Annotated in this window: 16 protein-coding genes; 6 read left to right on the forward strand and 10 right to left on the reverse strand. The window is 68.5% G+C overall.

Annotated features, from left to right (window positions below; all coding sequences use genetic code 11):
- The first annotated feature begins 5 nt into the window (after positions 1-5).
- From IEW15_RS11235 to IEW15_RS11255, 5 genes are all read left to right on the forward strand, one after another.
- Positions 6-485, forward strand: coding sequence for a MaoC family dehydratase (locus IEW15_RS11235; protein WP_188577858.1), 480 nt, complete (start codon positions 6-8; stop codon positions 483-485).
- On the forward strand, positions 482-1,669 hold the full coding sequence (locus IEW15_RS11240) for a CaiB/BaiF CoA transferase family protein (RefSeq protein ID WP_188577860.1): 1,188 nt from the start codon (positions 482-484) through the stop codon (positions 1,667-1,669). Before IEW15_RS11235 ends, IEW15_RS11240 begins: the two co-directional genes overlap by 4 nt.
- A gap of 66 nt (positions 1,670-1,735) precedes the next feature.
- Positions 1,736-2,659 (forward strand): HpcH/HpaI aldolase/citrate lyase family protein, encoded by a 924-nt coding sequence (locus IEW15_RS11245; protein ID WP_188577862.1) that lies wholly within the window; start codon positions 1,736-1,738, stop codon positions 2,657-2,659.
- Between the two features lie 77 nt (positions 2,660-2,736).
- Positions 2,737-3,489, forward strand: a complete 753-nt coding sequence (locus tag IEW15_RS11250; protein WP_188577863.1) for an IclR family transcriptional regulator — start codon at positions 2,737-2,739, stop codon at positions 3,487-3,489.
- Positions 3,490-3,501: 12 nt separating this feature from the next.
- Positions 3,502-4,677 (forward strand): MFS transporter, encoded by a 1,176-nt coding sequence (locus tag IEW15_RS11255; RefSeq protein WP_188577899.1) that lies wholly within the window; start codon positions 3,502-3,504, stop codon positions 4,675-4,677.
- Between the two features lie 328 nt (positions 4,678-5,005).
- On the opposite strand, the gene IEW15_RS11260 is transcribed toward IEW15_RS11255, so the two are convergent.
- The 8 genes from IEW15_RS11260 to IEW15_RS11295 all read right to left on the reverse strand — a co-directional run bounded on the left by IEW15_RS11260 (position 5,006) and on the right by IEW15_RS11295 (position 19,978).
- Complete coding sequence (locus tag IEW15_RS11260) at positions 5,006-5,155, reverse strand: hypothetical protein (protein ID WP_188577867.1); 150 nt, start codon at positions 5,153-5,155, stop codon at positions 5,006-5,008.
- A 133-nt stretch (positions 5,156-5,288) separates the two neighbouring features.
- Positions 5,289-6,551 (reverse strand): beta-ketoacyl-[acyl-carrier-protein] synthase family protein, encoded by a 1,263-nt coding sequence (locus tag IEW15_RS11265; RefSeq protein ID WP_188577869.1) that lies wholly within the window; start codon positions 6,549-6,551, stop codon positions 5,289-5,291.
- Positions 6,552-6,567: 16 nt separating this feature from the next.
- Positions 6,568-6,822, reverse strand: coding sequence for an acyl carrier protein (locus IEW15_RS11270; protein ID WP_188577871.1), 255 nt, complete (start codon positions 6,820-6,822; stop codon positions 6,568-6,570).
- 72 nt (positions 6,823-6,894) lie between these two features.
- A complete protein-coding gene (locus tag IEW15_RS11275) occupies positions 6,895-7,329 on the reverse strand; it encodes a PaaI family thioesterase (protein WP_188577872.1) in 435 nt (144 codons plus the stop codon).
- A gap of 36 nt (positions 7,330-7,365) precedes the next feature.
- The gene (locus IEW15_RS11280) at positions 7,366-15,072 is read right to left on the reverse strand and encodes a type I polyketide synthase (protein ID WP_188577874.1); all 7,707 of its coding nucleotides are present in this window, start codon (positions 15,070-15,072) and stop codon (positions 7,366-7,368) included.
- On the reverse strand, positions 15,069-16,907 hold the full coding sequence (locus IEW15_RS11285; protein ID WP_188577876.1) for an AMP-binding protein: 1,839 nt from the start codon (positions 16,905-16,907) through the stop codon (positions 15,069-15,071). Before IEW15_RS11285 ends, IEW15_RS11280 begins: the two co-directional genes overlap by 4 nt.
- 37 nt (positions 16,908-16,944) lie before the next feature.
- Entirely contained in the window at positions 16,945-18,477 is a 1,533-nt protein-coding gene (locus IEW15_RS11290) for a B12-binding domain-containing radical SAM protein (RefSeq protein WP_188577878.1), read from the reverse strand.
- A gap of 130 nt (positions 18,478-18,607) precedes the next feature.
- Positions 18,608-19,978, reverse strand: a complete 1,371-nt coding sequence (locus IEW15_RS11295; RefSeq protein WP_188577879.1) for a B12-binding domain-containing radical SAM protein — start codon at positions 19,976-19,978, stop codon at positions 18,608-18,610.
- A 465-nt stretch (positions 19,979-20,443) separates the two neighbouring features.
- On the opposite strand from IEW15_RS11295, the gene IEW15_RS11300 reads away from it, so the two are divergent.
- Positions 20,444-21,250, forward strand: coding sequence for an enoyl-CoA hydratase (locus IEW15_RS11300; RefSeq protein WP_229708025.1), 807 nt, complete (start codon positions 20,444-20,446; stop codon positions 21,248-21,250).
- A 57-nt stretch (positions 21,251-21,307) separates the two neighbouring features.
- On the opposite strand, the gene IEW15_RS11305 is transcribed toward IEW15_RS11300, so the two are convergent.
- Positions 21,308-22,447 (reverse strand): alkene reductase, encoded by a 1,140-nt coding sequence (locus tag IEW15_RS11305; RefSeq protein ID WP_188577903.1) that lies wholly within the window; start codon positions 22,445-22,447, stop codon positions 21,308-21,310.
- A gap of 230 nt (positions 22,448-22,677) precedes the next feature.
- Complete coding sequence (locus IEW15_RS11310; protein ID WP_195825716.1) at positions 22,678-23,160, reverse strand: Lrp/AsnC ligand binding domain-containing protein; 483 nt, start codon at positions 23,158-23,160, stop codon at positions 22,678-22,680.
- Between the last annotated feature and the right edge of the window lie 85 nt (positions 23,161-23,245).

The raw sequence follows: 23,245 nt of genomic DNA on the forward strand, positions 1-23,245 counted from the left end.
CGGACATGTTGAGCACGCTCACCGCGTCATCGAAATATTTCGAGGACTTCACCCCCGGCGATGTCTATCGCCATGCCCGCGGCAAGACCGTCACCGAGATGGACAACGTGATGATCACCAACATGGTGATGAACACCGCTGAAGGCCATTTCAACGAACATCTGATGAAGGGCAACGAGATCTTCGGCCAGCGTGTCGTCTTCGGCGGCATCAACATCTCGATGGTCGTCGGCCTCGCCGCCCAGGACACCGCCGCCAATGCCCTGGCCGAGCTTGGCATGGACAAGATCCGGCTGCGCCACCCGGTCGTCCATGGCGACACGCTCTACGCCTATAGCGAGGTGCTGTCGGCGGTGGATGGCGAGCGCGAGGATGCGGGTGTGGTGACCTTCCGCCATTGGGGCGTCAATCAGGATGACAAGCTGGTCTTTCAGGGCGAGCGTCGGGTGCTGGTCAAGCGCCGCAGCCATTGGGGGGCGAAATGAACCCGCCCCCGGGCGCCTTGGCCGGGCTGAAGGTGATCGACCTGACGGTGATGCTGGCGGGTCCGTTCTGCACCATGCTGCTGGCCGATCAGGGCGCCGACGTGATCAAGGTCGAGCCGCCCGGGGGCGATAACACCCGACGGTTCGGCCCCTACATGGCGGATGACGAGCGGCACATCTTCGGTGGCTATTTCCAAAGCGTCAACCGCAACAAGCGCAGCATTGCGCTCGACCTGAAAAGCGCCGAGGGGCGGGCGGTGTTCGAACGGCTGGTGGCCGGCGCCGATGTTGTGGTCGAGAATTTCCGCGCCGGGGTGATGGACCGGCTGGGGCTTGGCTACGAACACCTGCGCGCCATCAACCCGCGACTGGTCTATGCCTGCCTGCGCGGTTTCGGCGATCCGCGCACCGGTGCCAGCCCCTATGTCGACTGGCCGGCCTATGACGTGGTGGCCCAGGCGATGGGCGGGGTGATGGGCATCACCGGCCCGACCCCGGACCAGCCGCTGAAGGTGGGGCCCGGCATCGGCGACACGGTGCCGGCGACCATGCTGGCCTTCGGCATCCTGGCCGCCGTCCGTCATGCCGACCGCACCGGCGAGGGGCAGTTCGTCGACATCGCCATGTATGACAGCATCCTGGCGCTGTGCGAACGGATCGCCTTTCAGCATTCCTATACCGGCGTGGTGCCGCATCCGGAAGGCAATGGCCATCCGCTGCTCTGCCCCTTCGGTCTGTTTCGGGCGGCCGACGGCTGGGTGGCGATCGCCTGCCCGCAGGACCGGTTCTGGCGCGACCTCTGTGTGGCGATGGGCCGGCCGGAACTGGGGCAGGATCCGCGCTATGCCCTGAACAACGACCGTGTCGCGCACAAGGCCGATGTGATCGCGGCCGTCACCGCCTGGACAGAAACCCTGACCAAGGCCGACGTCAGCGCGGCGCTGGGCGGTCAGGTGCCCTTCGGACCGGTGAACGACGCCGCCGACATCTTTGCCGACCCCCATGTGGCGGTGCGCGAGATGCTCCAGCCGGTCGAGCATCCGGGCTCGACACAAGCCGCCATCATTGCCGGCGTGCCGGTGCGCATGACCCGCACCCAGGGCCGGGTACGGCACCGCGCGCCGCTGCTCGACGAGCACGCCGATGCGATCCGCGCCGAATTCGGCATCGATGCCGCCGGCTGACGATCTCGTGAACCGGATCATCGGGCCGGGCCATTCGGCCGGGCCATCGAACCAGGACCAGACATCATGACCAATACCCCGATCTCCCGCCCGCGCCGCCTGCGCCGCAGCCAGTTGAGCGTGCCCGGCAGCAGCGAAAAGATGATGGCCAAGGCCGCGGCCTCGGCCGCTGATCATGTCTTCCTCGATCTTGAGGACGCGGTCGCGCCGAACGCCAAGGTGGCGGCGCGATCCAAAATCGTCGCGGCGCTGCGCGATCACGACTGGGGCCGCAAGACGCGCTGCGTGCGCATCAACGACCTCGGCACCCAGTATGCGTATGAGGACGTGATCACGGTGGTCGAGGGTGCCGGCGCGCATCTCGACACCATCATGGTGCCGAAGGTGAAGACCGCCCATGACGTGATGTGGATCGACATCCTGCTCGGCCAGATCGAGCGCAAGCTCGGCCTCGACCGCCGGATCGGCGTCGAGGTGCTGATCGAGGAGGTGGAAGGCATGATGAACATCGATGCCATCGCCGCTGCCTCGCCGCGGCTGGAATGCCTGATCTTCGGCATGGGAGATTATTCGGCCTCGCAGGGCATCGATCTCGGCGGCGGCTTCGGGCCGGCCGGCTATCCGGGCGATATCTGGCATTATCCGCGCTATCGGCTGGCGATCGCCGCGCGCGCCAATGGTCTCGACGCGGTCGACGGTCCCTTCGCCGATTTCCGCGACCCCGATGCCTATCGCGAGGAATGCCGCCGGGCGATGACCCTGGGTTGCGTCGGCAAATGGGCGATCCATCCGGCCCAGATCGAGCCGGCGCTTGAGGTGTTCTCGCCCTCGGCCGAACAGGTGGCCCGTGCCCGCAAGCTCGCCGCCGCCTATGCCGAGGCCCAGGCGCGCGGCGAGGGTGCCGTGCAGGTCGACGGGGTGATGGTCGATGTCGCCTCGATCCGCATCCTTCAGAACGTCGTCGATAAGGCGGCGCTGATCGGGATGTGATGGCGGCGTGGCGGGGCGGCGGCCATCGCCATCCCGCCCTGATCACGCCGGGTGAAACAGAAGGGGGGCATCCATCCATGGCCGAGGGCGAGGGGGTGGTCAAATCGGCGGGGCGGGTTCTGGGCCTGCTTCAGATCTTCGCCGAGCACCGCCGGGCGATGCGGGTGTCCGAAATCGCCCAGGCGCTGGGCATCCCGCAATCCAGCACCTCGATGCTGCTGAAAACCCTGACCGCCATGGGCTATGTCAGCTTCGATGCCGAAGCCAAGGCGTTCAGGCCCACCCTGCGCGTCACCCTGCTCGGCGCCTGGCTCAACGACGAATTCGCCCGTGAGGGCAGCGTCGACGAGATGATGGTCGCGATGGCGCGGGCCACACGGGACATGGTCATCCTGGGCGTCGAGAGCGGGGTGTTCTCGGAATATATCCATGTCGTGCAGTCGGAACAGGATCTGCGCTATGCCTTGCGGCCAGGCACCCGGCGGCCGCTGCCGGCCACCAATATCGGCCGGGTGCTGCTGTCGCTGAAGCCCGATGACGAGATCGAGCGGATCGTGCGCCGGATCAATGCTGAGGCGGCCGAGACCGACCATCGCTTCGACATGGCCGGGACGATGCGGGCGATCCGCGCCATCCGCGGCGAGGGGCATTCCTTCTCGCACAACCTGATATCCAGCGGCGCCAGCGTCATCGCCCTGCCGATGCCGACCCCGGCCGGCTATAAGCCGATGGCGATCGGCGTCGGCGGCCCGACCGACCGGCTGGTGCGCGGCCATGATGTCATCCTGGCCGAGATGCGCCGGCTGATCGCTCAATATCTGGGGAGTTGAAACGTGGGCGCGATGCTGCCGCCGCTGCTGGTGACCCTGATCGCGCATACCGTGCTGTCGCTGTCGGCGGCGTCTGTTCCGGTGCTGATGCCGACCATCGCCGGTGCCGATGCCGCGGTGCTGATCGGCATCTTCACCGCCGTGGTCTATGCCACGGCGGCGGCGACGTCGCTGTGCCTGTCGCATCTGATCCCCCGGCTGGGGCCGGTGCGCACCCTGCAACTGGCATTGCTTGCCTGTACCGCCGGCATGCTGGTCTGCCAGATCGGAACGGCGCCGGCACTGATCGGCGGCGCGGTTCTGGTCGGACTGGCCTATGGGCCGGTGACGCCGGCGGGCTCGCTGCTGCTGACCTTCACCATTCCCGTCCGCCGCTTCGGGCTCGCCTTCTCGATCAACCGCACCGGAGTCCCGGGCGGCATCGCACTGGCCGGTCTCATCCTTCCCCGGACCAGTCAAGCCTATGGCTGGCATCCATCGCTGGCCGGTATCGCCGCCGTCGCCCTGGCCGCCGCCCTTGCCCTTCAGGCGGGGCGGCACCTCGACCGTCCCATCCGCCGCCCGCCCCCCTCCGGTCGGCGGCTGGGGCGGTCACTTGTCGCCAATCTGGTTCATGTCCTCACCGACCGCACGATCGGGCCGTTGTCGCTGGCCTCGATCGTGTTCCTTGGCGCCCAGAACTGCCTTGCGGCCTTTCTGGTGGTCTTCCTGATCGGCCATATGGGGATGGGCGCGATCGAGGCCGGCGGCCTGCTCGCCCTGGCCCAGACTGTGGGCATCGGCGCGCGGCTGGTGCTTGGCACCGCATCCGACCTGGCGCCGTCGCGGCTGATGCCATCACGACTGATGATGGTGGGGGTGATCGGGCTGGTCATCGCGATCGCCGCCGCATCGATGGCGATGATGGAACCGGGCTGGTCGATGGCGGCCATCACCGCCGCCGTCGTCCTCTATGGCGCCGCGTCGCTTGGCTGGAACGGCGTGGTGCTGGCGGCGCTGGCCCAGGCGGCGCCGCGTGAACGGGCATCGGACATCGCCGGCGCCTCCACCGCCGTCGCCTATAGCGGCGCGGTGGCGGGGCCGGCGCTGTTCGCCGTGGTGCTGGAAGCGGCCGGGTTCGCCGCCGCCTTCGGCGTTGTGGCCGTCATCGCCGCGATCACCGCTGTGGTCATTCTGCGCAGGGCTTAACCATTAGTGCCGGCGGCGAGCGGCTGCATACGCATGCGGACAGGCCGGAACAGGCGACACGGCATGTCCTGCTGCTCGGCGCCTCCCAGGCCTTCGACGGTACAGGGCGGCGTGACCTTTTCGGTCATGTCTATGGTCATGACACCGATGCCGGCACCGAGGCGCTGGCGCCACTGCTCGCCGAGGTGCTTCGTGTCCGTGGGGCGGCGGGTCAGGCGGCTGAATAAACGATAGCCTGCCGGCGACAAGCTGTCGCACGGCCGGCCATCGTCATCGCTCGTGTCCGACCGAGGCAGGCCCCCAGACGGGCGCCGGCTCGCACAGCCGTTCAGGAGTCCGGTTCGTAGCCATCTGTGTCGACGGCGGAGCCAAACGCGGTTTTGTCGGCAGACAGCACCCCCAGCACCGGCTTGCGCCAGACGGGTTCCGCGCCACCCGCATTCAGCCGTTCACCCGAGCGCATCTCTTGATTCCGCATTGCGGCGTCCTTCTACGATGAAGTCGGCCGACGAACCGCGACCAGGCTAACTTTCATCTGTATAGCGGCTCGATGGCCATCCATCAATCATGGTGACCTGTCAATCATGGTGGCCTGTCGTGCTGGCGGGCGGCTACCCCGCGACCACCAGCGAGGCATTGATACCACCGAAGCCGAAGCTGTTGACCAGGATCGGCGCGTCACGGTCGATGGCGCGTGGCCGCTGGCGCACGGCATCGATCATCGCGGTGTCGTCGGATGGCTGATCCAGCCCGGTGACCGGCGGCAACTGCCCCCGGGCCAGCGCGCCCAGTGCCGCCACGGTGCTGACCGGGCCGTTGGCCGCGAACAGATAGCCGGTCGAGCCCTTGATCGAGGTGACCGGCGGGGTCGGGCCGTCGCAGAGCCGGGCGATGGCCTGGGCCTCGATCGCGTCGCCGGTGATCATGCCCGACGCCTGGGCGATCACCGCGCCAAGCTCGCCCGGCCGGATGCCGGCATCGTCGAGTGCCGCCCGCATGCAGGCCAGACCCTGGCGGTCGGGAATAGCGGTCAGGTCGGGGGCGCCTGAATTGGTGGCATAGCCGATGATCCGGCCCAGAACCGGCGCGTCGCGGCGGGCGGCGGCGGCAGGGCGTTCCAGCAGCAGCATCGCCGCCCCCTCGCCACAGATCATGCCGTCGCGGCGGGCGTCGAAGGGGCGGGCGACGGGTGGGGCCGCGTCGCCATCGCCGCGTGCCAGGGCATGCATGGCCTCGAACCCCGACCAGGTGATCGGCGTGGTCACGGCCTCGCTGCCGCCGGCCAGTGCCCAGTCGATGCGGCCGGCGCGCAGTTCGGCCAGCGCATACCCGATCGCCTGGGTGCCGCTGGCACAGGCACCGGCCATGGTTGCCTGCGGCCCCTCGAAACCCAGCCGCAGCGCCAGCATGCTGGCGGCCATGTTGGGGATCAGCGACGGGATCAGGAAGGGGGTGGTCTTGCGTGGGCCTGCGCGTTCCTGGCGCATCACGCCGGCTTCGATATGCGGCAGGCCGCCCATGGCCACACCAGCCACGATCATGCCGCGCCCCGGCGGCAGGCGGGGTGTTTCCGTGGTTGCCGGATCCTGGTCGAGCGCCTGCAACCCGGCATGGACCGCCAGTCGCACGAACAGGCTCATCCGGGCCAGTTCATGCGACAGGGGGCCACGGGCGAAGCGCAGCGCCGGCTCGGGCACCTCGACCGCCACCCGGCAGGCGAAGCGGCCGGCATCGAACCGGGTCACCGGGCCCGCGGCCGACCGGCCGGCTGCAAGCGCGTCATCAAGCGCTGTGCTGCCGATGCCATGGCCGGTGACGATGCCGATGCCGCTGACGATCGCCGCGGCATCGGTGATGGCCGAGTTGGGCGTCATCGACCGGGGCCTCCGCTCAGGCCGCGGCCGCCTGCCGCTCCTGGATATGATCGACCAGGCCGCCCAGGGTTTCCACCTTGTCCATCACCGCCTCGTCGAACTCGACGCCGAAGCAATCCTCCAGATACAGGATCATCTCGAACATCTTCAGCGAATTCAGCCCCTCGATCGAGGTCGAGAGCTTGGACTCCGGGGTCAGGTCGCTGACATCGGTTTCCAGATACTCGCCGATGCGGACCAGCACGTCATTGAACAGTGCGGTATCAGTCATGGATGTGGTCTCTCCCCTTGGCCGCGGGCCGGGGGGCACGCGGCAGCCTTGTGGAGCGGGCGGCCTCGGCGCTCAGCGCCGTTGCAGCACCGCCAGCGATACCACCGCCTTCGACACGCGGGTTTCCACGTCGTCGCGGACGGCGAACACTTCCGACTCGCACACCACCAGCCGGCGCCCGGCCTGAAGCACGGTCGATCGGCAGCGTAGTTCCGTGCCCAGCGCCGCCTTCAGCAGATTGGTGGTGAAGCTGGTGGTCAGCACGAATTCGTCGGCGCCGATCACCGTGAAGGCGGCCGCCCCCGCGGTGTGATCGGCCATGGTCATCTGCACTCCCGCATGGATCACGCCGTCATGCTGCATGTGGCGGGGCTGGATCAGCACCCGCGACAGCACCAGGCCCGGCTCCACGGCCTGCGGCTCGATGCCGATATCGGTGATGAAGCCGGCATTGCCGAAGATCGCGCGGGCGGCGTCGGCATAGGCGGGATTGCGGGGCTCGAACATGGGCGTCTCTCTCCGGCTGTTCGTGAAGCTTCTGGTTCAGGGTGCGATCGCAGTCAGCAACCGTTCCGTTAGCTTGGAGAGAGACGGGCTCTGGGTCAATTCGATCGCGGGGGTCTTCACGCCCAGGTCATCCTCGATCAGGCAGCTCAACTCCACCGCCATCAGGCTGTCCAGGCCCAGATCGGCCAGTGGCTGACCGGTGTCCAGCGCATCGGCGCTGGTGCCAAGCACGGTGGCCAGACGGTCGGCCAGCGCCGCCTGCAGCAGTGCCGGTCGGTCTTCACCGGCAGCGTCCAGGATCTGTGCCAGAATCTGCTCGCCGCTGTCGCCACCACCCTGGCCAGCGCCGGCACCCTCGGTCATCGGCAGGTCGCCATAGCGCGGGTTGCGGGCGATCTCGGGCAGGTAACGCGCCCATTTCGCCCAATCGATGTCGATCACGCCGGTGGCGACGGCGCCAGCGCCAAGCAGCGTCTCAATGGCCGCCAGCGCATCCGGTGCCTGAACCGGGGTCAGGCCATGGCGTTCGAAATGCCGGGCGATCTCGTCATGGGCCGCCACATAGCCGACCCCGCCGATCGCGCCCCAATCCACCACCAGCGCCGGCAGACCCTGCACGCGGCGGCGCTCGGCCAGCGCGACCAGATACTGGTTGGCGGCGACGTAATTGGCCTGACCCGGATTGCCGACCATGGCTGCGAACGAGCTGAACATCATGAACAGCTCGATCGGGTCGTCGCGGGTCGCCAGATGCAGGTTCAGGGCGCCCTTGACCTTTGGCGCGGTCACCCGCGCCAGCCGGTCACGATCCAGGGTCAGCACATGGTCGTCGTCCAGCACCATGGCGGCGTGCAGCACGCCCCGCAGCGGTGGCAACTCGGCCCTGATCCGGCCCAGCATGGCATCGACGGCGGCGCGGTCGGTGATGTCGCAGCGCTCAACCCGCACCCGCGCGCCACCCGAGCGGAGCCGGTCCACCCCGGCCTGCGCCTCGGGCGTCGCGGCACCCGACCGGCCGGCCAGCACCACAGTGCCGGCGCCGCGCGCCACCAGCCATTCGGCGACCGCCAGACCGAAGCCACCCAACCCGCCGGTCAGCAGATAGGTGCCATCGGCCTTCAGCGGCAGCGGCCGGGGCAGCGGCCGCGCGATGCGGGCCTCCGCATCCGCCATCTCCAGCACGATCTTGCCGATATGCCGGGCCTGCGCCATGTGCCGGAAGGCCTGTTCGGCGCGTGAGACCGGCCAGACCCGGCGCGGCAACGGCTCCAGCGCCGGCCCGCCATCTGTGCCTTGCGCGAAGGCCGCCGCCACCTCGGTCATCAGCCGGGCGGCCAGTTTCGGGCGCTCCCGGAACACCCGGTCCAGGTCGATGGCGAAATAGGACAGGTTGTTGCGGAACGGCCGAAGCCCGATGCGGCTGTTGCCATAGATGTCGGTCTTGCCGATTTCCAGGAACCGGCCATAGGCGCGCAGAACCCCCAGCGATTTGGGGATCGCCTCGCCGGCCAGCGAGTTCAGCACCATGTCGACGCCTTCGCCGCCGGTGGCCTCCATGATCTGGTCGGCGAAATCCAGGCTGCGGCTGTCATAGATATGGGTGACACCCAGGCCGCGGATGAAATCGCGCTTCTCGGGCGACCCGGCGGTGGCATGAATTTCCAGCCCCGCGCGCTTCGCCACCTGAATGGCGGTCAACCCCACACCGCCGGCGGCGGCATGGATCAGGATGCGTTCCCCCGCCTCGGCGCGGGCCAGATGATGCAGCGCATACCACACCGTCACGAAGGTGATCGGAATGGTGGCGCCGCCATCCAGGGCCACGCCGTCGGGCAGCCTGGCCACGAAACCGCGCTTGACCACGGTGCGGCTGGCGAAGCCCGGCGCGATCGCGATCACCCGGTCGCCGGGGGCCAGATCGGTGATGCCGGGGCCGGTGCGGACCACATGGCCCGCGATCTCATCGCCCAGAACCAGCGGCTCGTCGCCCTCGGTGGGATAGATGCCCATCACCTTCATGACGTCGCGGAAATTCAGGCCGGTGAAGGCGACCTCGATCTCGACCTCGTCGGGCCCGGGCTCGGGCACCGTGATCTGGGTCAGCATCAGATTGTCGAGCGCGCCCAACTTCAGCGCGTTCAGCCGGAAGGCGGTGTCGGCCTGCACGGGGCGCGGGTCCAGCGCCCGGCGGCGCAGGCTGTCGACGGTCTCGGGGCGGATGCGGGCGACAAGGCTGCGATCGCCGCGCAGGGCGATCTCGGTTTCAGCCCCGGCACCCTCGGCGCAGATCGCGGCCAGGGCCTCGACCTCCGGTCCGCTCCCGCCATCGGTTCCCGCCGACAGGTCGACCATCACCGTGCCCAGTTCCGGATGCTCGTTGGTCAGCACCCGCGCGAAGCCCCAGGCCGGGGCCTGTGCGGCCTCCGGCGCCGGATCGGCCGGGGTGGCGCGTCTGGCGCCGGCCGTTACCACCACCAGGCGCGGCGGGTTGCCGAAGCTGGGATCGGTGACCGATTTGACGAGGTCGAGCAGGGCGCCGGCGCCGGCGGCCTCCACCGCCACCATATCGGCGGCCTCGGTCGGCCCGGCATCCAGCGACCACAGATGAACGATGCCGCCGATCTCGGGCAGCGCCGCCATCGCCCGGTCGATCAGCGACGGAATCCGACGGGCGTCCTCTCCACCGGCCAGCAGCACCGGATGGCCGCGTTCCTCAAGCGACCGGGCCAGCGCCGCGCCGACGCCGCGCCCGTCGCCCAGCACCAGCCAGCCGGGTTTCGCCCGGGTCATGGTGCTCAGCCCCAGCAGGCTGTCGAGCGCGTCGCCGCCATCGTCCTCGGCGCCGATCGGGTCGGTGCCGACTGGCAGCGCCTGCGCGGTGGTCGACCGGCGGGCCAGGATCACGCTGTGCACCGTGGGGCCGCCATCGGCGCGGTCGCTGAGCGCCGCCACCGTGTCGCATCCGGCGCGGGCAAGGGCCGCTTCCCAGGCCGGCAGCGCCATGCAGGCATGAGCCGGGCGGGCCTCGGCATCGTCGAACGCCCACCAGCCCTTCAGCATGCCGAACACCAGATCGAACCAGGGCGGCGGTGCGGTCAGTTCCACCAGCGCCATCAGGCCGCCGGGGCGCAGCAGGCCGGTCGCGTGGCCAAGGGTGCGGTCGATGGCGCGGGTGGCATGCAGGCTGTCGGTGGCGATCACCAGATCGAAGCTGGCCGGCGCGAAGCCCTGCGCCACCGGATCCTTCTCGATGTCGAGCAGCCGATAGCGGACGAAGCCGTGGTCGCGGAATTTCTGCTCGGCCTTGGCGGTGAAGGCGGTCGAGATGTCGGTGAAGACATAATCGGTGCGCGCCGACGGCAGGGCCGGCAGAAGATGGGCGGCGGTGGCGCCGGTGCCGGCGCCGATCTCCAGCACGCGGATCGCCCGGTCGGCGGGCAGCCGGTCGACCAGCGCCCGCACGGCCTGTTCCAGAATCAGGTTATAGGTGCCGAAGCTGCGGCTGTCGCGATAGACCCGCTCGGCATCGGTCTGGGCGCCGTCGGGGAAGATCAGGTCCAGTGGATCCTGTGCCCCGGTCAGCACCCGGGCCAGCGCCGCCCCACAGCGCCGGATCAGCACCAGTTCGGGTTCAAGCTCGGGATGGCGCTGCTCGATCAGGGCCAGCACACTCTCGGGCGGCACGCGTGCGGCATCGCCTTCGGTGCGGGCCACGGCCGCCAGCCGGGCCAGCAGCCGGTGATGGAGCGGGTCGATGGTGTCCGCCAAAGCGGCGGCCACGTCCGGCGATGCGGGATCGGCGCCCAGTTCGGCGCCCAACTCGGCGAAAGCGGCATTGGCATAGGCCGCCGTCAGCCGGTCCAGCAGCGGCTGGGCATCGGCGTAGTATCCGGCACGGCCCAGCCGCTCGACCATCGGCGGCAGCAGCGGGGTCACCTCGCCCACCAGATCGGCCGGGGCGGGCAGGTCGGTCGCCACCACGCCGGCGGCCTGTTCCACCCAGTGTTCGGCGAACAGCCGGCGGTCGAGCTGTGCCGCCTCGCCGCGCCCGCCGGCGCCGGCCTGATCGAGCGCCATGCAGGTGAAGCCCTGCACCTCGACCAGCACCCGGCCGGTGGCGTCGGTCAGGCGGATATCGGCATCAAGCTGTTTCGAATTCAGCGTCAGCAGCCGGGCATGGGCGTTCAGGACCATGTCGGGATCTGTGGCGACCGGGGCCAGCAGCCGCAGCCGCTCCACGGCCACCGGCAGATAGGCGCCCGATGCGGCGGCCGTGCCCTCAATGGCGCCCAGCACCGCCTGGAAGCAGGCGTCCAGCACCGATGGATGCAAGGTATAGCCACCAGTGGCGTCGCCGGCGCCATCCTGGCCGCGCGCGGCATCGGGCAGCACGATCCGGGCCAGCGCCTCGCCGGCGCCCCGGTTCAGCGCCGCGATACCCTGAAAGGCCGGGCCATAGGCAAGCCCGCGCGCCATGAAGGCACCATAGCCGCGATCGGCAACGCCCTGGTCGCAGCGCGCGGCGGCCGCCGCCAGATCCACCGCCTGGGCATGGCCATGGGCGGCGGTCTGCGGCTTCAGGGTCATGGTGGCATGCAGCGCCCACGGGGCATCGTCTTCGCCCAGCGGCCGCGACAGGATGCGCGCGCCGCCGGTTGAGGGGTCCAGCGCCACCTGCAGCTTCACCGCCCGGTCGGCGCCCAGGATCAGGGCCTTCAGAAAGCGGATATCCTCGACCGAACCGGGCCGGCTGCCGGTCTCGGCGGTCCAGGCGGCGATGCCGGCTTCGATGAAGCCGGCGCCGGGGAACAGCACCGATCCGCCAACCGCGTGATCGGCCAGGAAGGGCAGGCGGTCCAGATCGACGCGGATCTCGCGCAGCGGCAGGCCGCTCGCCAGCTTGCGGCCGATGAACGGATGCGGCGGCACACCCACGCGACCATCCAGGCTTTCCGCCGCTTCCTGCCAGTACCGCTTGTGCTGCCAGGGATAGGCGGGCAGGGGCACCGGCGCCGGCCGACGGCCGCTCTCGGCGCCGGCCTGGTCGTGGCCATTGACCGCCAGCCAGTCGATGTCATGGCCGGCCGTGTACAACTGGGCCAGATTGGTCAGCAGCACGCTGCGTTCATCTGTCTGGCGGCGCAGTGAATGGGCGGTGCGCACCTTGGTGCCGGTCTCGCCGGCGGTGTCGTCGATCGACGAAGAAATCACCGGATGCGGGCCGATCTCAAGGAAGCTGTCATGGCCGTCGGCGATCAGGGCGCGGATCGCGTCGGCGAAGCGCACCGGCTGGCGGACATTGCGCCACCAATAAGCGGCGTCATAGGGCAGATCGTCGGCACGTGCGCCGGTGACGGTTGAATAGAGCGGGGTGGTCGCCGCCGTCGGGCGTATTGCCGCCAGCGATGCCTCCAGATCCTCGCGCAGCGGGTCCATGTGGTGGCTGTGGAACGGCACCGCCACGGTCAGGAAGCGGTTGAACCGGCCGTCCTCGGCAAGCCCGGCCGCGATCGCCTCCAGCGGCTCGGCATCGCCGGCCAGGGTCAGGATACCGGGGCCGTTCATGGCCGCGATCGACACCCGGTCGGCGACCGGGGCGATCCGCTCCAGCGCCTCGGCCTCGGTCAGGGCCGCGGCCAGCATCCGGCCCTTGCCGCTGGCCCGCTGCTGCACGCGCGACCGGTGATAGATCACCGTGCAGGCGGTGGCCAGATCCAGTTGTCCGGCGATATGGGCGGCGGCGGCTTCACCGGTCGAATGACCGACGATCGCCGATGGCCTGATCCCCCAATGCCGCCACAGCCGGGCCAGCCCCACCTGCAGCGCGAAATTCGACGGTTGCGAGATATAGGTCTCGGCCATCAGGCTCTGCGCTTCCGGGCGCAGCATCTCGTCCATCAGCGACCAGGGGGCGCCGGCGGCCTTCAGATGCGCATCGCATGCCTCGATCGTGGCCCGGAACAACGGCTCGCCCGCGATCAATTGCCGGCCCATCGCCCACCATTGCGGGCCCATGCCAGAGAACACGAATACCGGGTCGCCGGGCCGGTTGGCGGCGCGGCCGCGTCCGGCGATGATGCCGGGGCCAGCCGTGCCGGCGGCGGCATCGCGCAGCCGCTCCGCCGCTTCGCCATGGTCGCTGGCAATCACCGCCAGACGGTGATCATGTTGGCTGCGCCGGGCACCGGCCCAGGCGGCGATCGCGGTCAGCGGCCGTGCGGCCAGGGCCGGCGTCGCCAGGGCGTCGGCCAGGGCGGTTGCCGCACCCGACAGGGCCTCGGCGCCACGGGCCGATACCGGCAGCAGCACCGGCCGCGCCTCGGCCGCGTCGGGCAGGGGTGTTGCCGCATCGTCGAACCGCACCGCCATCACCGCCTCGGGCGGGGCCGCCTCCAGCACCGCATGGGCATTGGTGCCGCCGAAGCCGAATGAATTCACGCCCGCGCGGGCGGTATGACCATTCTCGGGCCAGGGCTGGTCCTCGGTCGCCACCTTCAGCATCAGGCCATCGAAATCGATCGCCGGATTGGGGCTCTGGAAGTTCAGATTCGACGGTATCCGCCGGTGATGCAGCGCCAGCGTCGCCTTGATCAGGCCGGCGATACCGGCGGCGGCCTCAAGATGGCCGATATTGGTCTTCACCGATCCGACCACGCAGGCGGTGCCGGCGGGGCGGCCCTGGGCCAGCACCCGGCCAAGCGCCCGGGCCTCGATCGGGTCACCCACGGGCGTGCCGGTGCCATGGGCCTCCATATACTGGATATGGCCGGGTATGACCCCGGCGCGGGCATAGGCCGTCTCCAGCATCCGCGCCTGGGAGTCCTCACCCGGCACGGTCATACCGTTGGTATGGCCATCCTGATTGACCACGGTCGCCCGGATCACCGCATAGACCGGGTCGCCATCGGCCAGCGCCGCCGATAGCGGCTTCAGCACCACGATGCCGGCGCCCTCGCCACGGGTATAGCCATTGGCGCGGGCGTCGAAGGTCTTGCAGCGGCCATCGGGCGACAGCATCGACGCGCGGCTGAAGCCGATGGTCGGCTCGGGCTTCAGGATCGCGTTGACACCGCCGACGATCGCCACCCGGCTTTCACCGCTGCGCAGCGACTGACAGGCCAGATGCAGCGCCACCAGCGATGACGAGCAGGCGGTGTCGACCGCGACGCTGGGGCCTTTCAGGTTCAGCAGATAGCTGATCCGGTTGGCGGCGATCGACAGCGCGAGGCCGGTATTGGTGTGGCCGGAAATCAGCTCGCGATTGTTCATCCCGTGCTGGATCTCGGCATAATCATAGGCGGCGATGCCGATGAACACGCCGGTCTCCGACCCGTCCAGCCGCTCAAGCCCCAGCCCGGCATCCTCGATCGCATCGACCGCCGCTTCCAGCAGCAGGCGCTGCTGGGGGTCCATCAACTGCGCCTCGCGCGGTGAGATGCCGAAGAAGCCGGGATCGAACTTGTCGATATCGGCCATGAAACCGCCCATGCGGGTGCCGATGGTACCGGGGCGTGATGCCGGGTCGGGATGATGGAACAGCGCCGCGTTCCAGCGGTCGGCGGGCACCTCGCACACGGCATCCACCCGGTTGCGCAGCATCTGCCAGAAGGCGGCCGGGCCGTCGGCACCGCCGGGCAGGCGGCAGCCGATGCCCAGAATGGCGATCGGCTCAAGCGGGGTGGCGCCGGCATCGGCAGGAATCAGCGGCTCGGCCTTGAAGGTGGGGTCTTTGGGCGCGTTCATCCGGTGATCCTCCCGTTCGTGGGGGCAGTCTTCGTGGGGGGCGTTCTGGCGGGTGTCGATTGCTGACGGTCCGCAAGGCGGGCGGCGACGATCTCGCGGCAGCGGAAGCGCTGGATCTTGCCGCTGGGGGTGCGCGGGATCAGGCCGGCAGCGATCCAGTGGGTGCCGATGCCGGTCAGGCCGAAGGCCTCGTGCAGCGCATCGCGGATCGCCTGGGCGATCACGGGTCGCGCGTCTTCGGGCCCGAGGCGTGTGTCGAGCAGCAGGTGCAGTGCCTCGGTGCCGATGGTCTCATCCGTCAGGCCGACCGCGATCACCGACGGCGTGACCGCGGCATCGGCCGCGGCCTCGGCCACATCCTCGATCTGGGCGGGGGTGAAGTTGCGCCCGCCTAAGATCAGCAGATCCTTGGCCCGGCCGGTGACATGGAGTTGTCCGTTGGCCAGATAGCCGAGGTCGCCGGTGCGCAGCCAGCCGTCGGGCCGATACAGCCGGGCGCTTTCGGCCGGGTCCAGCCAATAACCCTGAACCGCGGCCGGGCTGAAGATCTCGATCTCACCCACCTGCCGGTCGGGTAGATCGCGACCATCGGTGCCGGTGATCCGGAGCCCCGCCCCCGGCACCGCCGGCCCCAGGGTCACGGCGTCCAGATGGCGCGCGACCGTGTCGCCGGCGGCGACCGCGCGGCCGCCCTCGGCCAGCCGATCGGCATCGATCCGGTCGACCACACAGCCGCCCACGGGCGGAATCGCCACGGCCAGCGTCGCCTCGGCCAGCCCATAGACCGGGCGCAGCGCCGCCGGCGCGAAACCGTGGTCGCCAAAAGCCTGGGCGAAGCCGTTCAGGGTGCGGGCATGGACCGGCTCGGCCCCGCACAGCGCCACCCGCCAGCCGCTGAGATCCAGCCCGCGCGGCGGCCGCAACCGGGCCAGCCGCGCGCACATCTGGAAGGCGCTGTTGGGCGCCGGCGACAGCGTGCCGCGATGGCGCGACATCCAGCCCGGCCAGTTCATCGGGTTGCGCAGGAATTCGGCCGTGTCGGCCAGCACCATGCCGATGCCCCAATGCAGGGCATAATTCAGCCCCACCAGCCCCATATCGTGCGACAGCGGCAGCCACGAGACCAGCACGTCGCCGGACACATCCGCGGGCGTCGCACAGATCGCGGCGCCGATCTGGGCCAGATTGGCCGCCAGCCGGTCGTGGTGAACCACGGCGAGCTTCGGACTGCCGGTCGATCCGGATGTCTGCTGAAGATGGGCGATGCCATGCGGATCATGCCCCAGCACCGGCATCGGCGCCTTCAGGCCGGCTGAAAGCAGGGCATCGGCGGCGGCAAGCCGGGCGCCGGGTGCGTCGGCGAGCGCGCCGTCGCCATCGGCCGCCAGGGCCGCCGTGGTGGCGGCCTCGGCGATGATCGACCGGGCGTCGGCCCGCCGCGCGATATCGGCCAGATGCTGGCGCGCGGCTGCCGGCACAGGCACCGGTGGCGGTGCCACCACCACCGGCAGAACGCCCGATGCGCCGGCGCCCAGATAGAACGCCAGGAACAACCGTGAGGCGGGCAGTGCCAGGACCACCCGGTCGCCGGCGACGATCCCCGCCGCCGCGAGCGCCCGGGCGCCGGCGGTGGCCAGCGTCGCCAGATCGGCGCGGGTCAGCACCGCCTCGCCGCCGCCACGCTCGATCACGCGCAAGCCGGCCGCATGGGGATGTGTCTCGGCCATGCGGGCGACGGCGGCCCAGGCGGTGCGCGCGGGCAGAGCGTCGAGGAAGCCCGCGAAGCGGCGGCCCGCGTCGTCGGGATGGGACGGGATGGCAGTTGCAGCAGTCATCAGGCGGGCCCCGGCCTCGTTGGCATGACGTGCCGGCCTATCTGGCATAGGCCTTGGCGAAGGCGGGTTCGGCGCCGCGGGCGGTGCCGGCCAGCCAGTCGCGGGTGGCGCCGTGACGGTCCTCGAAATCGGACCGGATCAGATCCTCGCGCAGGCTGCCCTCGCGGGTGTAATAGGGCTGCTCCAGCTTTTCCAGAAAGGCGATGTGGCGCTCCATGCCCGCGCGCCCCAGCGCCACGCTGCGCTGGTACGACTTCAAACGCATCCGGCGCTGTGGGCGGGTTTCCACCTCGAAGGCCCGTTCGAAGAAGATGTCGTAGCTGTCGAGGATCGCCTGCTGCAATGCCGACGGACGCATGTGGCGGGGGAAGATGCCGACAAACGAGTAGTGCTGGTATGTCGGCACTTCCATGATGATCCGGTGGTCTTCCACATCCTGCCGGGCGCCGAACAGCAGATTCTGGAACGGATATTCCGCAAGGCAGACGAAGGTCGGATGAACGATGCGGGCATCGGCGCACCAGCGCGCCGTGCGCTCGATCGCCGCGCGGTCCTGTTCGTCCAGGCCATAGATGATCGCCGAATGGATGTAGATGTCGTTCTCGGCGAACTTCCACAGCCGCTGGGTCTGCTCGGTGGCATCGACCTTCTTGTTGAAGGCCTTCAGCACGCCGGGATCCTCGGATTCGACCCCCAGGCAGTATTCATCGAACCCCGATGCCTTCATCTCCAGCACCAGATCCTCATCATCGGCGTGGTTGATGCGGCTCATCGAGATGAATTTATAGGGCCGGTCACGCACCGCGCGCGCCACCTGCTCGCAGAAATCGCGGCGGGTGGTGAAATTCAGGTCGGTGACATAGAACCGGGTGCAGCCGGTCTGGGCATGGATGCCGTCCAGCTCGGCCACGATGTCGGGGATGGTCTTGGTGCGGAACTTGCGGCCCAGCAGCCGGATCGCATAGCAGAACGAACAGTCGAACGGGCAGCCGCGCGACATCGACACCGTCGCCCAGTGCAACTTGGGCGCGCGGGCCAGAAGCTGCGGGCGGATGCTGGTCGAGATCTTGTCGAACCGCTTGATATCGTTGACCCGGAGCCGGCCATCGGTGCCGATCCAGGCGATGTTGGGGATGCCGTCCAGATCGAGCGTCGCGCCGGATGCGCGACGCGCGATCAACTCCAGTGTCGGCAACTCGCCCTCGCCCAGAACCGCGACGTCGGCGTATTTCAGCGCCTCATGCGGGGCGAAGGCGGCATGCGGTCCGCCCATGATCACCAGCGCATCCCGCCGCCGCCTGCGGCTGATCGTCTCCAGGGTTGGGATGTTCGACCAGAAATGGGTGGCGAGCGCCGAGATCAGGATGACGTCATAGTCTTCCAGCGGAAAATCCGCCGGCTTCTCGCCCCAGAACATCTGGCACATCTCGATCTCGGCTTCTGGAAGCTGATCGGCGATGAACGAGGCGACGTAATAGATACCGTCATTATAGGTGGTGGCCAGGGTCGACACATCCGGATAGTCAGGATGAAAGCCAAGCTGGATGGCCAGGACTTTAAGCGCACTCATCAGCGGTCCCTCGGACGGGCGGGGATGTGCGCGCGGGTCTCCGCCAGGAGCCCGCGTCGGCACGATCCCGCCGGCAGGTTGCCGTGCTGTCTGGAAAACAGGGTGATCGGCCAATGCGGCCGGCTTCAGATCAGCGGTCGGGTGACCCGAAAGCGCCCGCCGCCATGCCTCCGCTGGTGGCACCGCCACCAAGGCCCAGCCGCGACGGCCGGCTGCCCGGCGGCAGCATGCCGCGCTTGGCCGCCATCTCGCGCCGAAGCTTGTCCTTCATGTCCTGCTTGATCTTCTGCGCCACGACATCGGGGTCGTTGACCTTGCGCTGGGCCCAGGCCATCAGGTCGCGGGCTTCGCTCGGCGACATCTTGGCGTGGTTCCAGACCAGGTTGTAGAGATCGAACTTCGACAGATCGGTCTCGGTCACCAGATGCTCCATCTGCTTCCACAGCTTGGTGCCGTGAAAGGGGGTGAGCAGGGTCAACTGGCAGGCGAACAGGCCCTCATCGGCAAGCTGGGTGATGTCGTATTCCATATCCTCGATGCTGTCATCGGGGAAGCCGACCATGAAGGTGCCCAGCGCCCGGCGGCCGTTCTTGATCAGCTCGCGGACGGTTGCGCGGACGTTATAGACATCGTCGCGCTTCTGGACATCGGCGATGTTCTTGTCGCGATAGCTTTCGATGCCGATGATCGCGCCATCCATGCCCCGGTCGGTCAACTCCTCGATCCGGCCGCGCAGCAGGTCGGCGCGGGTCAGGCAGATCCAGCCGAGCCCGCGTTTGGCCAGCCCGTCGACTACCCGCTCGGCGATGTCGTTCTTCAGGAAGAACGACTCGTCATAGATGATGACATGGGCGACGTTGTTTTCTTTATAGGCATCCAGCGCCCGCTCCATGTCCTCCATGAAGATGGCGTCTTCCTTGGGGTTGAACACCGGCGTGGAACAGAAGGTGCAGCCGATGTTGCAGCCGCGCTTGCTGTAGAGATAGCCCACCGGCGAACTGACGCCACGGAAGCTGGAATAGCCCATCATCGGTGGATGCTCGACCCGCTCAAGCGGCCGGCCATAGACATACTGATGCAGGACATATTCGCCCGGGCCCTTGATCAGCCGGTCGAAATGCGCCTGAATTCCGGGCGTGATCGCGCCGTAATTGCCGCCCCAGACGTCCTTGACCCCGTACTCGCGGGCAAGTTTCGCCATCTGGATCGCCACCGGCACCGACCAGGTGTAGAAGCTGATCCCGACCATGTCCCATTGTTCCGATGCGAGCGCCTTCTCGTATTCGGCCCAGGTGGGATATTCCAGAAGCTCCACATCCGGCACATTGGCCTTCAGGAAATTCAGCCCGGTCGGCGGGCAGGTGACCGACAGCCGGTCATCCAGGTCGTTCGCGCAGGTCCACGCCATATAGGTGTCGGTACGATCGTACCAATTGCCACCGATGCCGTTCATTTCCACCAGCGCCTCCTTGGGCGCGGTGGTCAGAAGTACCCGTTTCATGGACATCCTCCCCGGCGGATCGTCGGTTGCGGCGCCGATGCGGCCCGCCCTGGCGCAGATCCCGATGAGCGTGCAAGAGCCTCATCGTCTGCCATCAGAGCGGGCGGACGAGGCTGCCGGAGCCTCGTCCTGGATCGGTCCGTCTTCGCGTCCTCTGCGTTCGGTCCGGTCTTTCTTATCTGTTAACGATAGACGAGGCACAACCTTATTGCACCATGATTCTCATGTAATCGCCTTCTAGTTTAGTAACGCCGTTATTGAATATTTGGATATGCCGTGGATGCGCGCTCTGACGCCGCGCGCGGTGCCCCGCCGGCCGGCGGTTTGTCGGGACGTGTCGCCCGATTGTCTCAGCCATTCCGGTGGCGTAGGCTCAACCGCCGGCCGGATGCCGGCACCGGGGCGGCAGCGCCCGTGCCAATCCGGCGGTCTAGTCTATAAGCCGGACCCGTGGAGGAAGACCTGATGACCGAGCGTCCGGCCGTGACCGAACTTCTGGAACGCATCGAGGATGGCGTCGCCTGGCTGACCCTGAACCGGCCCGAGCGGCTGAACGCCATGTCGCGGCCGATGCTGGTCGATCTGGTGGCGGCGCTGATGCGGGTGGCGACCGACGATGCCGTGCGGGTGGTGGTGCTGACCGGGGCCGACCGGGCGTTCTGTGCCGGTGGCGACGTCAAGCGGATGGCTGAGACCGCCGAGGCGGAGGCGGCGAAACCCACCGAGCGCCGGGCGACCGAACTCAGGCAGGTGATGGAAGCCTCGCGCTGGCTGCACGAGATGGGCAGGCCGACCATCGCCGCGCTGCCGGTGCCGGCGGCCGGTGCCGGGCTGTCGCTGGCCTGCGACATGCGGATCGCCGCCCGTTCGGCGGTGATGACCACGGCCTTCGCCAAGGTGGCGCTGTCGGGCGATTTCGGCGGCAGCTATTTCCTGACCCGGCTGGTCGGGCCGGCCCGGGCACGGGCGCTGTATTTCACCGCCGAGGTGCTGGACATGAGCCGCGCCGAGGCGCTGGGGCTGGTGACCAGCGTGGTCGACGATGCCGATCTGGAGTCTGAAACCCGCCGGCTGGCGACCAGCCTGGCCGCCGGACCGGCCCTGACCTTCGCCGCCATCAAGCGCAACATGAACCTGGCGGAAACCGGCACGCTGGCAGAAGTGATGGACCTTGAGGCCATCCAGCACACCCGCTGTTCGGAAAGCGCCGACCATCGCGAGGCCGCGCGGGCCTTTGTCGAGAAGCGGGCGCCGCGCTTCATCGGCCGGTAACATGCCGGCCGGCCCGGGCGGATCTTGATCCATCCGGGCCGGCGGGTTGGGTGGCGATCAGGCGGCGGCGATGTCGCCCGCCAGCGTGGGGTAGTCGATATATCCCTTGGCGCCGCCCCCATAGAGGGTGTCACAGTCGAGCGGGTTAAGCGGGCCCGCGCGACGCAGCCGGTCGACCAGATCGGGGTTCGAGATGAAGGGCCGGCCGAAGGCGACCATGTCGGCGGCACCGCTGTCGATGGCGGCGATGGCGCTGTCGCGGTCGTAGCCGTTGTTGACGATCCAGCCCGGCTTGCCGAAGGCGGCCTTGAGGGCCGCGTAATCGAAGGGCTGATTGTCACGCGGGCCGCCGGTGGCGCCTTCGACGACATGGATGAAGGCGATGCCACGCCGGCCCAGTTCGGTCGCGACATAGCCATAGAGGGCGGCCGGATCGTCATCCTGGCCGGCATCATTGGCCGGCGTCACCGGCGACAGCCGCACGCCCACGCGATCGGCGCCGAACACCTCGATCGCCACATCGGTTGCTGCCAGCAGCAGGCGGGCACGATTCTCGATCGATCCGCCCCAGTCATCGGTGCGATGATTGGTCGAGGAGCGCAGGAACTGTTCCAGTAGATAGCCATTGCCGCCGTGAACCTCGACGCCGTCGAAGCCGGCGGCGCGGGCATTCAGGCTGGCCTGCCGGTAATCCTCGATGATGCCGGGGATTTCATTGCCATCCAGCGCGCGCGGGGTCTCGAAGGGCACGAATCCGGTTTCGGTGAAGGCCTGACCATCCGCCCGGATCGCCGATGGTGCCACCGGCAGGGCGTGGCCTGGCTGAAGGCTGCTGTGCGAGATGCGCCCGACATGCCACAGTTGCAGCACGATCCGCCCGCCCTTCGCGTGAACGGCATCGGTGATCTGCTTCCAGGCCGCGACCTGGGCCTCGCTGTAGATGCCGGGCGTCCAGGCATAGCCGCGGCCCTGGGCGCTGATATTGGTGGCCTCGGTCACGATCAACCCGGCATCGGCGCGCTGGGCGTAATAGGTGGCGGCCAGTGGCGAGGGCACGCCGTCGCTGCCGGCGCGCGACCGGGTGAGCGGCGCCATGGCCACCCGGTTGGCAAGGGTCATCGAGCCCAGCGTCACCGGGCGGAACAGCCTGGCATCAGAGAGCGGCCGGGTATCGCCGATCGGTGCGGCGCCTGACATCTGGTCGGTCATTGGAATCGATCCTCGGAAGAGCACGGCGGCCGGGTCGGATTGCCACGGCCGCGAAAGCCCGGTCCGGCGGTACGCGAACCGGCCGAGGCGCCGGGCGCGCCCGTCATCTGCCGCGGGCTTGCAATGATCAGATAGGTGCACATGTTGCGGTGCGGAAGCGGCCAGTTTCGTGAACAGGCCGTTTCCGCAGCATTGATGCAACCATCACACTCCGAGGCTCAGACCGGCAGACGGGCGTCGGTCTTCACCTCTTCCATCACGACATAGGTGTGGGTGCTGCGCACGCCCGGCAGGCTGACCAGACAATCGCCCAGAAAGCGGCGATAGGCGGTCATATCGGCCAGGCGGGCCTTGACCAGATAGTCGAATCCGCCGGCAACCATGTGGCATTCCAGCACATCCGGCTGCTGTCGGATCGCGGCCTTGAAGGTCTCGAACACCATCTCGTCGGTGCGGTCCAGGCTGACTTCGATATAGACCAGCAGCGCACGACCCAGTTTTTCCGGATCGAGTTCGGCACGATAGCCGCGGATGAACCCCGCCCGTTCCAGCCGCCGCACCCGTTCGAGACAGGGCGTCGGCGACAGATGCACCCGGCGCGACAGCTCGACATTGGTCAGCCGGCCATCGGCCTGAAGTTCGGCCAGGATCCGACGGTCGATCCGGTCCAGCGGGCGAGGGTCGGCACTGTCGTCGATCATGGGCGTATCCTGGTCATTCATGCTGCCATATTGGGGTTTTTATGGAGAATATAGCGGAAGAACCGTCAGAACGGCCGCACATTCT

Origin of the sequence: Tistrella bauzanensis, from assembly GCF_014636235.1 — a bacterium.
In the GTDB taxonomy this organism is placed as follows: domain Bacteria; phylum Pseudomonadota; class Alphaproteobacteria; order Tistrellales; family Tistrellaceae; genus Tistrella; species Tistrella bauzanensis.